This is a genomic window from Synechococcus sp. WH 8016, assembly GCF_000230675.1.
Taxonomy (GTDB): domain Bacteria; phylum Cyanobacteriota; class Cyanobacteriia; order PCC-6307; family Cyanobiaceae; genus Synechococcus_C.
On record NZ_AGIK01000001.1, the window covers coordinates 1245416 to 1259206 of the forward strand.

Sequence of the window (13791 nt, forward strand, 5' to 3'; positions counted from 1 at the left end):
TCAGCAGAGTGCATGTGCATTGTTCAGCAATATGGAAAAAGAATGAGAGCTAAAAAACTGAATTGTACTATTTTTGATAAGAAACGGATAGGCCTATAAAAATCTTAATTTTTTCCTTAGCTTCAAGCCTTGCGCCGATCCCCCAACCAGTCCTCGCTTGAGTTGAGCTGCTCCTGGAGGTTGATCATGTCTCTAGCTGTTCAAAGGGACTCGGAATGTTTAACCGTATGACTAGGCAATTCTCCGAAACTTGTGAAATATCTCCTAGAAAACCTGCCTTGATGCTTAAATCCAAAACGAATAGCTATTTCACGAATAGTCTTCGTATTGCAATCGGCAGAGCAATCAAGCAATGATCTTCTAGCCTCTTCAAGTCTTACCTGTGTCATCATCTCTATAATTCCCATGCCAAAATAGTCTTGACATACTCTATACAATGAAGCTTGGGCTACATTTAAGTGCCGACAAACATCTGATAAAGACATCGGTGAACTCATTTTATCAGGATCATGAGAAAGATTAACAATCTCACCAAGCAATCCCTGATTCTTCGCTTGTTTCTTTTTATATAACCTGTGTCCTCCTTCTTCAAGGCATATAGTCATTAAATCATAGTATTTAGAGGGATTCGAAATTCCCTGAACAAGATCCCTTCGAGTAAGCCTGCGTAATTGGGAAAAGGCTTCATGATCAATCACTAAGCCAATAGATTGGTGTAAAATCTCAAGAGCACGATTTGCCTGGCATTCTTCAAGTTTATCGAGTAATATTTTCCTGTCTAACATACATGCAGTTGCAGAGCATGATTCAGAATATTTCCCCCATGAGTCCCCTGGATTTGAACGAAAAGTAGTAAGACCACCAAGACTATTATCGCTCATATCAAAACCATCGCAATATCCATGCGGATAACTTGCTTTCTGTATTGGTGTTATCCAGTTAAAATCGACGGACCAACCTGTACCCCATCCCTCATATAAAAGAGGTTTTGATGCACTGATCTCGGCTATGGCCATGCCAGAAGATCTTTCATGTGCCATTGAATAACTACCTTCACCAGTTTCAAGCTGAGTAATTCTTGTAAATTGATCATATTTCTGAAGAGTCTCAGACAATTGCAATGGATCTGTATAGGAAAACTTGACTTTCATGACATGCTTCCTCTATGCAAATCAGAGACAAGAACACTCATTTTGCTTGCTTTATCAATTGTCTCTTCAGGACTCTCTTCAAACGTCTTAAAATAAAGACGTTGAAAAGAATTCCAATTTTTAAATCCATAATACAAAGCGTTATGCTGCTTAGTAAATTGCTTCAGGCCTCGAGGAACATGGGGATTTAAATAAGATTTTTTGACTTGTTCTAGACGGATACTCTTAATCAAATCGAGAGTATTCATATTAAAGGTCGATCTACAAGCTTGGCCGAGAGATTCTTGCTCAGAGTTCAAGTATTTGGATATTTCTCCTATTGTCAAGGGTGGCAAGCCTGGTCTATCTTCATGCAATAACTTAACAAGATCCTCTATTAACTCGGTCGATTCAGATCTCTCTGTGATGTAATTAGGAAGCTCACAAGAATCCTCCAAAGTCGCAATAGCTAAATCGTAAAATCCATTTGCTTTGGCTACACCCTTGGTAAAATGATATTGAAACAATTTCTTGAGCTGAAAACTGGCATCACTATTTGAATCAATACCAATACATTCTTCTATCCTCGCATAGGCATTGTAAGCATTCATCTCATCAATTTTTTCTTTCATTAATTTCCACTTCAAGCTCATACAGCAAAGGAGAGTATTGGCCCCGACAATATCTCATGTATTGCCACCAGTTTTATTTAAGCGATTAAATCCAGCGATTCTTAAATCTTTCATTTTATGACCACCAATAATAGTATTACTCCCTGGCTTTTTCCCTTGATTGTTTACCCAACAAAATGCAATTGAATTTTGATTTGCCTCTTCTTCGTAAAGCAATGTTTGATTTGACTTAAAAATTTCAAGGTGAACATTATTAATCGGCGCGCAGATTGAACTCGTTTGCAGTTCACCCTTGCTTAGCTGGGTGATATTGCAAGAAAAATTTGAAGTGGAGTAATATTCATTGTAGTGATTCTTGCAATACGTTTCCATTCCAAGCAAGTTACTGAAAACATATTCTTTTGCCTTCCTTGCCTTCATCTAAATACTGCCTTAGAGCAATCTCTGTAAAATCTGATTCAGAATAACAACTATTCGCTTTCCGATCAGACATTACAAGACTCTTTTAATATTTAAAAGACAATCCGAGAGGCCTATGGAGCACAGGGCTCAGGCGAATAGACCTCCTTAGCAAAGATTTACTCATTTTCGAAGCAATGCACGTTCCCAGGATGCATAAAACCGAAAAGTCACATTCACTATTTCCGCATTGCACTCAATATTAAACGCAGCAAGTATATTTTCACCCAAAAAAGGGTTCATGCAGTGCATATATCGAGTAGCGATAATCATGCTATGTCTCATTCTCAATTACATGCATTCATTGATCGAGCACATAATGACGAGCAATTTCGCGCTCACCTTTCATCAATGCATCCAAATCAGATTATAGAATTTGCCGCAGAGAGTGGCTTTGATTTCTCAGATGAAATCAAAGGAAGATTTGTTAATCGATGGAAAGGAGTATATTTTTGCCCTCAAGCTATTGAAGTTGGAATCCTATGTCCAGGATTAGTGCTAGCTGGCTATAAAAACCTTCTTCACTATTCTCAGTCTACATGCAGCGCTTCAAATCTCAAGGAGGAAGAACATGATTTTAGATCAGGTGGCATCTATTAATTTTAAAAACTTGCGCCAACTCCAAGGCTTCAACTTATGATTTTTCCGTCATCCTGATCTCGGAAAGAATGCATTTAAGACAGCCCGCTGAGGCGCGACAGGATTAAATCAGCAAGAAGATAGACTTACCAATTGATGATCAAGCTTTTGGTCATCAATTGAATCTTTGCCAACAAATAGGCAAGAAAAAACGATCATCGCTCTGAACTCAACCCTTAACATCAAAATCCATTCACGCATCTCAAGGCAACCATTATCAAGCATGTGATCGTTCCACTTAAGTTTCACTCAAGAGACATCTTCAAAAGCTTTCATTCAAGCAATGATCAACGTCCTCACGACTAAGGGGTAATGCCTAGTGGTCGATAGACCCTTGTGGTGATTAATAATGGGTGAAAGACCTCAAGGAAATGCGATTGCAACGTTCGAAAGAAGCAATCAACAAGATCAGGGGCATCAAAGTGAAAAGGATATTCGCCGCTATGACCTTTAAAGAAGTACCAGTTTAATAAAGCTCGTCCATCCTCATTCATGAGTGCATGAAATTGCATGAGCTGATCCGACGGATCAGGGAGGTGCTCCAAGACATCAAGGCAAACGACCGTATCAAAACGTTGGCTAGTGAGATCTGATAGATCACGATGCATCGACATCTTGTGTTCCAGTCCAAGAGCCACAGCCCTGGACCAAACGAACGCTCTGTTCTGTGGATTCAGATCAACGAAATGAACTCGATCAACAGCGTCCAATGCCGCTGCAGCCAGAGCGTGGGTGCCGATCCCTCCTCCAAAATCAAGAACGGTGCCTCGAGCAAAATCCTCCTGCAAACGCAGCGTGTCCGCGATGTAATCAGAACTGCTGAGATGCCAAGCCGCCAACTCAAAGAGATGGCCCGTCCCTACGGTGCTTTCATAAAACTCCGTGGCTTGATCCGCTTGAAAAGCGCCCGGATGGAGTGCGGCTAAATCATCCTTGCCATCGGGTAAGCGCTGATCCACCTGCTCCAGCGTGAGCTGAAGGTGTTCAGCCAAATGGGCACGAACAGAAAAGCCACTCTCCAAGAAGGTCTCGATGTCCACGCGGGGAGAATTGCTGAGACGTTGCATCTTCTGCCGGTCAGACAGCGTCAATTTACGTGCAGGCCGGATGCCACATTCAGAACAACTGCTGTTGAAACCCCTTGGATGCACCACTTGGCTTCGTGGTGATCGACAAGCCATCAGGTCTCACCTCCCATGCCTGCGTGAGCCGGATGCGTCGCGTGCTCAAAACCAAAAGAGTGGGGCATGGAGGCACGCTTGACCCGGCCGTGACTGGCGTGCTGCCGATTGCCGTGGGCCAGGCCACCCGACTGCTTCCCTACCTGCCAGGAGAGAAAACTTATCGGGGTGTGATCCAGCTGGGGACCAGCACGAACACCGATGATCTTCAGGGAGAGGTCGTTGCGGTTCAGGACTGGCCGCAATTGAGCCTGGAGGACATCGATCAGGCGCTCGATCCATTCCGCGGCAGCATCGAGCAGTGCCCTCCCCAGGTTTCAGCGGTTCACGTGAACGGTGAACGCGCCCATGCAAGAGCCCGCCGCGGTGAGGTGATGGACCTACCTGCCCGCCCTGTGACCATCCACACACTCTCACTTGAGAATTGGGATTCAGAGCAAGGAAAGCTCACTATTGAGGTGCACTGCTCCGCTGGCACCTACATCCGTTCATTGGCGAGAGATCTCGGCCAGTCGCTCGGATGTGGCGGCTGCCTCGACTGGCTGAGGCGCACCCAAGCCCTGGGATTCGTAGAAGCCCATGCCATCGCACTCCCAGTGCATCCCAATGAACAGAACACTTCAGGGATGGAGCCGCTCACCCTCATTCCTCCCCAACTCGCCTTAACGCACCTACCCACACGAACGCTCTCCGAAGGCGAGCGGGACGACTGGAGCTGCGGACGCGCGATTCCCCATCAAAATGGAACCGGGCCCACCGTTGTTCTTAGTTCAGACGACATCATGCTGGGAATCGGACTCGCCAACAGCGAAGACCAGCTCAGACCCAAGGTCGTGTTTGAAGCGCGCGGCTGATTCCTCCCCTGCTCCGTATGGCCGGCCACAGCAAATGGTCCCAGATCAAACGCACCAAGGCGGTGGTGGATGGGAAGCGAGGTGCCCTATTCACCAGGCTTGGACGCGAGATCACCGTGGCGGCGCGTAACGGAGCCGATCCAAACGGCAATTTTCAATTGCGCACGGCGATCACCAAAGCGCGCTCGGCGGGTTTACCAGCAGGCAACATTGAACGCGCGATTGCCAAAGGATCGGGCCAAGGAGAGGCCGGTTCCAGCCTGGAATTGATTCGCTACGAGGGGTATGGCCCTGAAGGCATGGCTGTCCTTGTGGAAGCACTCAGCGACAACCGAAACCGCACGGCGGCCGAGGTTCGTCTGGCCTTCAGCAAACACGGCGGAAAACTCGGAGAGACGGGATGCGTGAGTTATCTCTTTCAGCATCGCAGCGAGGTGCGACTGGAGGGACATTGCGAAGAAGAGCCCCTGCTAGAAGCCCTTCTCGAACTCGATGCAGAGGGATATGTGTGGCAAAGCGATGGCAACACCATGGTTCATGGTGGCTTCGAAGCCCTCGAACAACTTCAACAGGGGCTCCAGGATCGTGGCTGGTCCGTGATCGATTGGGAGCACTGCTGGCACCCCTTGGCGCTTGTGGAGATCCAAGACCAACACCTTGCAGAAACGTGCCAACGTTTACAAGAAGCCTTAGAGGCCCTGGATGATGTCTGCAGCGTGAGCACCAATCTTGGGACTGCCGAATTCACTGAACATTGACGCAGCAAGACAGTCATTTCGTTTTTTGATGGCCTCCAGCCCCTACAGAAGCATGGATGAATGAGCGCCAGGCAATTCCATAACCCCACGCATGAGCGCAGGGTATGAGGGCCATCAAGATTTAATCAGAAGCCTCGATACATATTTTGGGAGACATAATTTGGCTTAGGCACAAATGGTCCTGAAGAAGCTCCCCATTTCACAGCACTATCGAGATCGTAGACAAAAGGCTTAGGGATCTTGATGTCTTTCACTTTCGGTTTCGGCTTGAGAATTTTTGCAAGTTTGTTTTCAACACCTCCACCTGCCATTATTTGCAGCTGATCGAGGCTCAGTTCAGCGTTATTCATTGATTTGAATTGGTTGAGTGAGGCGAAGAGGGTGATACCTCTCCGATGCACACACCATCCCACCGATCCATGGCTGCGGTCACGAGCTAAATCATCTCGACCCGTGATCTTGGTCACAGGATCTCACAACTACCAAAAGCCAGCCCAAAAGCCAGCTCCAAAAGCCAGCACTACCCCAACGACCAATACCCCTTAACCAATAGGCCCATTCTTATTTCTCAGCATTGAAGAAACATTAGGTGTCTTTTTTACTCACAACCTCGTCATAGGCATCAAATCTCACCAAACCCTTCAGTTCGGAAAAACTGAGCATGTTGTCTGGTGTTTTTCCGTTCTGAAGATCCGTCACCGCTTGCCGCATGGCGTACGCGGCAGAGGCAAGCAGGGTGAGGGGATAGGCCACTAAATGAAACCCCATGGCGCCGAGTTGTTCGGGCAATAGCAAGGGAGTCACCCCTCCCTCCAACATGTTCGCCATGCGCTTTCCCGGTACCTCGCTGCAAAAGCGAAGCATCTCTTCTTCTGAACGTGGCGCCTCAAAAAAAAGCACGTCAGCACCAAGATCGGCAAACGCTTTTAATCTCCAAAGCGCTTCATCGAGTGCACGCTGCTGCCCATAGCGTTCCGCAAATGCCGATCGCGCATCGGTTCGCGCCACGATCACCAGATCTGCGCCCTGACGGCGGGCTTCAACCGCAGCAGTGATACGCTCAATCGCAACATCACGCTCCACAACCTGTTTGACCCCGGTGTGTCCACAGCGTTTAGGAGAGACCTGATCTTCAAGCATGATCCCAGCAAAACCTGCCTGCTTGAACTGATGCATGGTGCGCTGCACATTGGCCGCATTGCCATGACCTGTATCACCATCACCGATCACTGGAATCGAAACGGCATCGCAAAGAGCACGACCCTGATCCAGCATTTCTGTCACCGTAAGCAATCCTGTATCAGGCAACCCCGCACGCGCTGCAGCCACCGAGAATCCACTCATGAAGGTGAGCGGACAGCCCGATTGCTCCACAATTCTTGCCGATAAGGCATCAAAACAGCAGGGCATGACATGACAAGCGTCTTGTGACAACAACGCCCGTAAATCCGCGCTGGTTCCTGTTGTTGGGGTCACGATTCAAACTCCTCAATATGGATGGTTGGGCAACGGCAAGAATCAAAGCAAGGTCATGAATACTGGTTTCATTCACTGTCATCACCAATCTTGCACAAGACTCATTCCGCTGACGTCATCTAGGTTGAGATTCTGATCATCACCGAAGGATTGAACCCATCCATTAAAAAACTGAAGTTGGCAAGATTTTCTTACTTTTTGCAGAAAAGATTGAATCCTCCTGCAGAATGTTGACTCAATCAGAATTTTGTTACTAGGACCCTCTCGACAGGCAATGTTCCCTGCCTGCCGCTTCACCGAAGCAATGAGTTGTAGCCAATGCTTTCAGCCAAGATAAGGGCTTACGAATAGCCCACAAACAGTCGAACTTCGATATTCTTCTGTCCATTGCTGTTGGGCTAGCGACTCTTCCCCTGAGATCAATTGCTAATTGCTAAGGCCATCTTTCCCCATGGCCGCTGATCCATGCCATGTTGCAAGACAGCGCTCGCCTGCCCTGGAGTCATGCCTCGTTCTTTTCGCCTCATGCCCCTTGCACGGTTGTTGTTACTGCCATGGCTCATCGTGCCAACTAGCCAGGCACAGGAACCTGCCACAAAAGCCTTTGAGCAAAGGAACATACCGCTTTCCTTGATCTTCAGTGAGTGGCGCCAAAACGGCAATAACGCCAACACCTACATCTGCGCCTGTGACCGTGCGAGTTGCAACACCAGACCGGGTTGGCCCTTCCGCAGCTTTCGCACCGGTGAATCGATCCCGGTCCTAGGGGAAGCCAATCTCAACGATGCACGGCGCGATGGCTTTATCTGCGGACGCCGTTGAAAAAAGAGTGGCAGTTCAGACCAATGGAGCAATGCTGAAGTGTATTTTCAGCCCTATTTCTTAAACCGCTTACAAGTTGCGAATCACTCGATCATCAGCAGCAAAATCCAATAAAACAAGCATTAATCTTTTCCAGCTTAAATATCCAAAATAAATCCAGCAACTAAAATATATTCACAACCCAGGCACGTAATCCAAGCCTCAACGCATCAAAAGCCAGACAGCAAGACCACCGATTCCTACACCCTTAAAGAACTGAGCCCACGTCAACCCATAGGTGTCGATCTGGAATGTCCTCATCATCCAATTGAGAAGCTCTTTGTGCTTGCGAATCAAAAGGGGACTATCCGCCGTATTCAGCTGCTGAATTTGCTTGAGCTTTATCTCACCAAGCTTTGCCACGACCCCTTTCAACAAAGAATCACAATCTTAAAGCCATCGAGGTGATAGCAAGCTGTTGAGCGGCACGATTCCATCGCCCCCTTCGCACGCCAAGCAATCAGTCGATCCGCTTGCAGCGACATCGAAATCCAAACAACGTGACGAATTCACAAACAAATCCTCAAAAAAGCACGAGCGGCCTAATATTTGAAGCAACACAGGCAACGAAACTCAAATCAATGCTTGACGCAAGCTTACTTTTACCCACAGCCATAGATAATACCTTTTCAGGAAGAAAAGCCTCACTATGGTTCTTTTATGTGTTGACGGCCATAACACTTTGGCGCAGCCAACACCACTTGCTTGCGCCCGATGGAGGGGCACAATCGATAGCCACCATCCCGCTTGACACCTATTCAGCAGAAGCATCAGGAACCGTTATGGGGATATTTGCACTTTGGGGTCTATCGCAATTAGTTATAGGAATGATCTGTCTTGCGGCATGCTTGAGATACAAAGCACTCATACCTCTCTTATATGCCCTTGGCAGCATTGAATACGGAGTAAGAGCTTTTTATATTGGCCACTACAAACCCATTGAGACGATGGGTGATGCCCCAGGAGCCATCATCAATATACCTTTGACGATCATCCTTATCGCCATGCTGTTGTTGTCGTTATGGAGAAAGGATCACCCAGAGCGACAGCCATTTCATTAACCATTCAAACTGAAAAATGAACCATGGGCCTTCATAACCCCATGGCCTTATCCCTGAGTTTCAAGTGGTCGGCTCCAATCGCAACGGACAGGGGCATGTCAGCACCAGACATCGATCAGAGCCCATCGAGATGCAAACAAAGGCAGCCTCCATCACAATCTGCTTGAGATGAGACCACAGTTTTCATCAAGCAGAAATTGAGTGGCAATCTTCAAACGCAACACAGGCTTCAAAGGCCACCTACAAGACAATCTCATTAGACAACAACAAAACCAAAGCGAAGGACAATCTTGCTCTCCAGCCCCTCAAAAGCACCAGAACGGCTGATCTTTTTAGATCAAATTAAAGCAATCATGGTAGCCCTCGTCATCGCCAGTCATACGATATTTGTAGGCATACTGTTCACAACAGACACGAGACAAATGATCGTGTCATCACCTATTTACGAGGCATCGAGTAATTGGTTTGGATGGATCTGCAACACTTTTTACATGAACATCCTATTCCTGATCTCAGGCTACTTATTACCAAATTCAGTGCATAAACGAGGGGTCGGATACTTTGCCAAGCACCGCCTTCTTCGTCTTGGGATCCCTTTGATCATTGCAATTTTGATACTTAACAATATAACACCTTTAGCCGGTCTAGCCATCCCCAACAGCACCGTATTTGCTCAAGAAATCAACACTCTTCCACTGAATAGAATTGGACCTCAATGGTTTCTTGTAATACTCATTTTATTGAATACAATATACTGCTGCTGGGCCTTCATTCGAAAAAGCCGATTTTCAGTTGAGAACACCCAACCGTTGCCAGGCTGGCGTTCCTGGCTGATGAGCGCTGCAATTCTTGGGATACTAGAGATCGCAATGGGACATTTCACAGGATTCTGGTCAAACTTAAAAAACTCCCATTTAGATGGTCTTGGCTATCAGGGAATGCACCTTTGGACCTATTGTTTTTTATTCTTTGTGGGATGCAAAGCCGCATCGCATCAATGGTTAGAACGTATTAACAAGCGGCACGCATTGCGATGGCTACAACTTTCATCACTGATCACACTGGTACTTGTGGCTACAAACCACGCACCATTTCAAGTTCCCCTTAACGAGACCGACTCGCAAACGGTTACGCCAATCATGGAATTTTTATCACCACTCATTGGCTGGGGATATATGGCTGCAATTTTAGCTTGGAGTCAAGACCACCAACAGCCAGAACAGCATTGGCTGGTCAAGGCAGGCAAGGATAGTTTTGGCGCCTATTTAATCCACATACCACTCCTTGCCGGAACCATGATTACCTCCTATTCACTAGGGGTAAGAAACATCTGGTTGCTTGGATTAGGATCGACAGCAATAGCGATCTTCATATCATTTTCAGCAAGCCATCAATTGCGCCGGATTGCTGTCATTAAGCGCATCATATAACAAAACATAGCGAAAGAAGACTGGATCATCAGGTGCAAAATGCAGCAAAAATGCCAATTCTTTATGTATCAAAAGCTACATGACTTTTTGAGCAGTCGTGCAGAGTAGTCAATTAACAAGATGTTCATGACATTTTTAATGCATTGGTCATTTAAAACTGGTTATCACGCCATTGCTGCTAAAAAGTTTTTATCTACAGGGGCTCCATTCCCTGAATGCAAATCATGGAAGCGGTTTCACGGTCCTGGCTCAGTAGAAGGTTGGATTTTGGTGGAAGCAGATAATGCTGATGCCTGCTACGAACACGCTGCCGAATGGGCCGAGTGCTTGGATTGGGAAGTGACCCCTGTTCTTACGGACGATCAGGCAGGTCCCTTCATGGCCAAGGTTTACAGCTGATTTCAACCGGAGGAAGGAACTCTCGCCACCAGCAAGATTTTTGTTGTGTGGCTTCCATTCCTTCCGAAGCGCCACCTCTTGACAGGGTTCGCATGATTGGAATGCCATCCAATACAAACTCTGAACACATCCATCAAGAAGAGCACAGCCACTGAGCCAATCCACAAATGCGGGCCAGTACAAAAAAATTCTCTAGCCTATCGAGACATATTGGCAAAAAAGGATTAGGGATGAGCGCGAACCTATCAACAACATTCTTACGAAACAAGGCCATCAAAAATCTTTTCATTTCCTTATCTTTCATCTTTACAACATCAATCTTGTGGCCATCATTCGCGAATAGCGATGACGGGCACTCAGCAAGCCATGGAGTCAAGGTTGAGGTGTTAGCAAACTCCACTAAAATGTGGAATGGCAGCGTGCTACCCAGCTATCCCAAGGGACAGCCCAATATCAAAATACTTCGGATCCAAGTGCCAAGTGGCGTGACATTACCTTGGCACTACCATCCTGTGATCAATGCCGCCGTCATTCTCCAGGGAACACTAGAACTCAAATTAAAAGATGGCACCAGAAAGACTTACCAACAAGGCGATGCTCTCATAGAAGTTGTCAACACGATTCACGAAGGTAAAGCATTAGGAGCAACCGATGTAGATCTGATTGTATTTTATGCGGGAGAGAAAGATGTGCCAACCACAGTTCTCATCGATCCCCAGAACAATCAGTAGCAGGGTGAGCCTGCCTCCGCATCCATAAAATGCTGACGATGCAAAGTGAAAAAGAAGCACTCGCCTACAATATAAACATCAAGTGAAGAAGCCTATTGAATGGCTTCAGCTGATGGCAAAGCTTGCTCATTCACTACACTCCTTCTCATCCGCTTTCAAATGTTCGAGCAAATAGGAGTACCAGTTACCATACGCAACAGCATCCTCCTTCGTGATTTCATTGGCCTCTATTGCTGCAAGTAGTCGATATGCAGCTGCTCGTTGTTTTTGATCCAATGCCCATTACCCCCTGATAATCGAAAGGGAGTGAAGCAAAGTTCGTGCAGGCATCTCAGATACGAACTTCGAGAAAGAGATCTTCGTCTGACAATAGTTAGGTTCACATTTAAACGGAGAAGACATTAATTCAACAAGCTCTCTCCGCTCTTTCTTCATAGCAAATACTGGCAATTCAGGCATCAAAGTTGGTTCCGAGTGATGAGATCACTATCGCCCACACACATTCAAAAGAACTCCCCCAAATGGGTGATCGTAGACATCGAATGAATCACCTATTCAGGGGAGACAGAAGGTTGGATGCGCCCAGCACGGCATCGCCCATCGCGATGAAATTCCATAAAGGGCATCAGGAGCAGGCAATTGAGACCACTAAACTTGCTATGAGCTCAACGCACAATCTATTCACATTGGAGAGACCCATGAAAATAAGACAACGAATACCGCCTAAGCTAAGCAATCTGATCGACAAAATCAGACGAAGGATTGCCTACGTCCCAGCCGTGAGCGATACGATTTCATCCATGAAAGAACTTGGAATCGATCTGAAAGAGGACAAAAAAACAACGAATAAAAGGCCTCTAGGGAAACCAACGATCAGGATCATGGATTCCGCCTTGGTCTTGCCCTCGTGATTCCTGGTTTCTATGCGTCAGTCTCGACGCTCCAACCCCCCAGCCCCGTGCAGTGACTTGAGAAACCAACAGTCACAACCACCGTGCCCTGTTTGGCCAAGAGGGTGTTCCATCTGGAGGAATCCCCAGGCCCGATAAAGCTGTTGAGCAGCAACCATTCCCGAAAGCGTTTCGAGATAAATCCAGCGATAGCCCATCACACGAGCCTGTTCCAACAAGCTCCCCATCAGGCGCCAACCAACACCCTTGCCTCTCGCTGACGGAGCTAAATACATCTTCTGCAATTCGCAAGTAGCCTCCACACCCCTTAGGGGTCCTATTCCGGCTCCGCCAAGAAGATTGGTGCCCTCCACTGCAACGAAATAAACACATCCAGAGGCGTCGTAGGTCTTGCTCATTGCATCGAGTTCTGGATCTTGCCAAGCAAAACCAGGGCGATTAGCACCAAATTCAACAAGTGCCGACCGAATCACTTTGGCCAACGCTATGTCGTCCGACGGGTGTAATGGCCGAAGCTTGATGACAAGCCCTTCACTCAAAAGGATGACCTCCACAAGCTGAGCATGCAAAAAGATTCAATCTCCACAGGATCATCCCATGCAGTAAAGATCGAGGAAACAAATCACACTACCTATGCCTGCAATAGCTTGATTGCGAGATGCGGTTCCACAGCAACAACAGATGGCACACCAGGTCCTGAATGCATTTCATGCTATATTCAAGAAAAATAATCATTATGCTAGATATTTTACCCGGCTACTATATTGTTTTCTTAGCACTCGGACTTGCAGCAATTGTGGTGGTCTTATTTTATTCCTTTACGCGAAATTCCAATTACGAAGTGCAGCAGCGTGCCAAAAAAATCCAACAGAAGAGAGAAAAAGACAATCAAGCCCGATCAAATGATGCTTAGTTCCAGCAGACCTGGCCCATTGGCACGCACAAACCGATCCACTTTTGCCCATGTCTCCCATGGCAGTTAAGTAGTGAATGGCACCAGACCATTCAGGTAAGACCAACAAGCACGCCACTTCCAATCTCGTCGGTTTTGTTTCTGATGGCAATGCGCGATTGCACCGATGCGCTATCCACCCGTCTAAGCCACACTTTGTGTATCGAAATCGGAGGAGCCATGACGGCCGAAACTCCACCTGAGCAGATCACAGAAGCAGCCTGACCACTTGGCCCCTGCTCCAACAGTTTTTTCACCCAACGGCGAGTTCCGTCCTTCGGTAGGCAATCTCTTGAGCGCCACGTCGATCGACACTC

General features: G+C 47.0%; 16 protein-coding genes and 1 pseudogene. 8 read left to right on the top strand and 9 right to left on the bottom strand.

Translation table 11 applies throughout. From position 1 onward, the window contains the following. Positions 1-200: 200 nt before the first annotated feature. Genes SYN8016DRAFT_RS14480 through SYN8016DRAFT_RS15750 form a run of 3 tightly spaced genes read right to left on the bottom strand, consistent with a single transcriptional unit; the run spans position 201 to position 2182 of the window. Positions 201-1151: a helix-turn-helix domain-containing protein gene (locus SYN8016DRAFT_RS14480; RefSeq protein WP_006853595.1), complete on the bottom strand. Its 951-nt coding sequence runs from the start codon at positions 1149-1151 to the stop codon at positions 201-203. Then, the gene (locus SYN8016DRAFT_RS15745) at positions 1148-1783 is read right to left on the bottom strand and encodes a helix-turn-helix domain-containing protein (protein ID WP_253909796.1); all 636 of its coding nucleotides are present in this window, start codon (positions 1781-1783) and stop codon (positions 1148-1150) included. Before SYN8016DRAFT_RS15745 ends, SYN8016DRAFT_RS14480 begins: the two co-directional genes overlap by 4 nt. A gap of 33 nt (positions 1784-1816) precedes the next feature. After that, positions 1817-2182 (bottom strand): hypothetical protein, encoded by a 366-nt coding sequence (locus SYN8016DRAFT_RS15750; RefSeq protein ID WP_006853597.1) that lies wholly within the window; start codon positions 2180-2182, stop codon positions 1817-1819. A gap of 315 nt (positions 2183-2497) precedes the next feature. Here SYN8016DRAFT_RS15750 and SYN8016DRAFT_RS14485 point away from each other — a divergent pair, with 315 nt between their 5' ends. Then, positions 2498-2821, top strand: coding sequence for a Nif11-like leader peptide family RiPP precursor (locus SYN8016DRAFT_RS14485; protein ID WP_071778024.1), 324 nt, complete (start codon positions 2498-2500; stop codon positions 2819-2821). A gap of 341 nt (positions 2822-3162) precedes the next feature. Here the strand turns inward: SYN8016DRAFT_RS14485 and SYN8016DRAFT_RS06800 are convergent, their stop codons facing one another. After that, positions 3163-3927, bottom strand: a complete 765-nt coding sequence (locus tag SYN8016DRAFT_RS06800) for a bifunctional 2-polyprenyl-6-hydroxyphenol methylase/3-demethylubiquinol 3-O-methyltransferase UbiG (protein ID WP_006853600.1) — start codon at positions 3925-3927, stop codon at positions 3163-3165. A 74-nt stretch (positions 3928-4001) separates the two neighbouring features. Here SYN8016DRAFT_RS06800 and truB point away from each other — a divergent pair, with 74 nt between their 5' ends. Then, positions 4002-4895: a tRNA pseudouridine(55) synthase TruB gene (gene truB / locus SYN8016DRAFT_RS06805; protein ID WP_038013509.1), complete on the top strand. Its 894-nt coding sequence runs from the start codon at positions 4002-4004 to the stop codon at positions 4893-4895. Positions 4896-4912: 17 nt separating this feature from the next. Next, on the top strand, positions 4913-5653 hold the full coding sequence (locus SYN8016DRAFT_RS06810) for a YebC/PmpR family DNA-binding transcriptional regulator (RefSeq protein WP_006853602.1): 741 nt from the start codon (positions 4913-4915) through the stop codon (positions 5651-5653). Between the two features lie 125 nt (positions 5654-5778). Here the strand turns inward: SYN8016DRAFT_RS06810 and SYN8016DRAFT_RS06815 are convergent, their stop codons facing one another. After that, positions 5779-6003: a CCRG-2 family RiPP gene (locus SYN8016DRAFT_RS06815; protein ID WP_006853603.1), complete on the bottom strand. Its 225-nt coding sequence runs from the start codon at positions 6001-6003 to the stop codon at positions 5779-5781. Positions 6004-6238: 235 nt separating this feature from the next. Beyond that, positions 6239-7129, bottom strand: a complete 891-nt coding sequence (locus SYN8016DRAFT_RS06820) for an oxaloacetate decarboxylase (RefSeq protein WP_038013512.1) — start codon at positions 7127-7129, stop codon at positions 6239-6241. Between the two features lie 504 nt (positions 7130-7633). Between SYN8016DRAFT_RS06820 and SYN8016DRAFT_RS06825 the strand changes: the two genes are divergently transcribed. Then, on the top strand, positions 7634-7951 hold the full coding sequence (locus tag SYN8016DRAFT_RS06825; protein WP_006853606.1) for a hypothetical protein: 318 nt from the start codon (positions 7634-7636) through the stop codon (positions 7949-7951). A 201-nt stretch (positions 7952-8152) separates the two neighbouring features. On the opposite strand, the gene SYN8016DRAFT_RS06830 is transcribed toward SYN8016DRAFT_RS06825, so the two are convergent. Continuing rightward, on the bottom strand, positions 8153-8353 hold the full coding sequence (locus SYN8016DRAFT_RS06830) for a hypothetical protein (RefSeq protein ID WP_006853607.1): 201 nt from the start codon (positions 8351-8353) through the stop codon (positions 8153-8155). A 137-nt stretch (positions 8354-8490) separates the two neighbouring features. On the opposite strand from SYN8016DRAFT_RS06830, the gene SYN8016DRAFT_RS06835 reads away from it, so the two are divergent. From SYN8016DRAFT_RS06835 to SYN8016DRAFT_RS06850, 4 genes are all read left to right on the top strand, one after another. Further along, a complete protein-coding gene (locus SYN8016DRAFT_RS06835; protein WP_253909797.1) occupies positions 8491-9051 on the top strand; it encodes a hypothetical protein in 561 nt (186 codons plus the stop codon). Between the two features lie 290 nt (positions 9052-9341). Further along, positions 9342-10481, top strand: a complete 1140-nt coding sequence (locus tag SYN8016DRAFT_RS06840) for an acyltransferase (protein WP_071778025.1) — start codon at positions 9342-9344, stop codon at positions 10479-10481. 126 nt (positions 10482-10607) lie between these two features. Then, positions 10608-10880: a DUF3303 domain-containing protein gene (locus SYN8016DRAFT_RS06845; RefSeq protein ID WP_006853610.1), complete on the top strand. Its 273-nt coding sequence runs from the start codon at positions 10608-10610 to the stop codon at positions 10878-10880. A gap of 167 nt (positions 10881-11047) precedes the next feature. Beyond that, on the top strand, positions 11048-11611 hold the full coding sequence (locus SYN8016DRAFT_RS06850; RefSeq protein ID WP_253909798.1) for a cupin domain-containing protein: 564 nt from the start codon (positions 11048-11050) through the stop codon (positions 11609-11611). Positions 11612-12539: 928 nt separating this feature from the next. Here the strand turns inward: SYN8016DRAFT_RS06850 and SYN8016DRAFT_RS06860 are convergent. Together SYN8016DRAFT_RS06860 and SYN8016DRAFT_RS15635 are read right to left on the bottom strand one after the other, a co-directional pair. Beyond that, complete coding sequence (locus SYN8016DRAFT_RS06860; protein ID WP_253909820.1) at positions 12540-12995, bottom strand: GNAT family N-acetyltransferase; 456 nt, start codon at positions 12993-12995, stop codon at positions 12540-12542. 532 nt (positions 12996-13527) lie between these two features. Beyond that, positions 13528-13791 (bottom strand): annotated as a pseudogene (locus SYN8016DRAFT_RS15635) (hypothetical protein); the annotation flags it as partial.

Coding starts and splice junctions, on each gene's coding strand:
- SYN8016DRAFT_RS06800 (WP_006853600.1), bottom strand. CDS start 3,927: ATGCAACGTCTCAGCAATTCTCCCCGCGTGGACATCGAGACCTTCTTG.
- SYN8016DRAFT_RS06850 (WP_253909798.1), top strand. CDS start 11,048: ATGCGGGCCAGTACAAAAAAATTCTCTAGCCTATCGAGACATATTGGC.
- SYN8016DRAFT_RS15745 (WP_253909796.1), bottom strand. CDS start 1,783: ATGAGCTTGAAGTGGAAATTAATGAAAGAAAAAATTGATGAGATGAAT.
- SYN8016DRAFT_RS06825 (WP_006853606.1), top strand. CDS start 7,634: ATGCCTCGTTCTTTTCGCCTCATGCCCCTTGCACGGTTGTTGTTACTG.
- SYN8016DRAFT_RS14480 (WP_006853595.1), bottom strand. CDS start 1,151: ATGAAAGTCAAGTTTTCCTATACAGATCCATTGCAATTGTCTGAGACT.
- SYN8016DRAFT_RS06810 (WP_006853602.1), top strand. CDS start 4,913: ATGGCCGGCCACAGCAAATGGTCCCAGATCAAACGCACCAAGGCGGTG.
- SYN8016DRAFT_RS15750 (WP_006853597.1), bottom strand. CDS start 2,182: ATGAAGGCAAGGAAGGCAAAAGAATATGTTTTCAGTAACTTGCTTGGA.
- SYN8016DRAFT_RS06845 (WP_006853610.1), top strand. CDS start 10,608: ATGACATTTTTAATGCATTGGTCATTTAAAACTGGTTATCACGCCATT.
- SYN8016DRAFT_RS14485 (WP_071778024.1), top strand. CDS start 2,498: ATGTCTCATTCTCAATTACATGCATTCATTGATCGAGCACATAATGAC.
- SYN8016DRAFT_RS06815 (WP_006853603.1), bottom strand. CDS start 6,003: ATGAATAACGCTGAACTGAGCCTCGATCAGCTGCAAATAATGGCAGGT.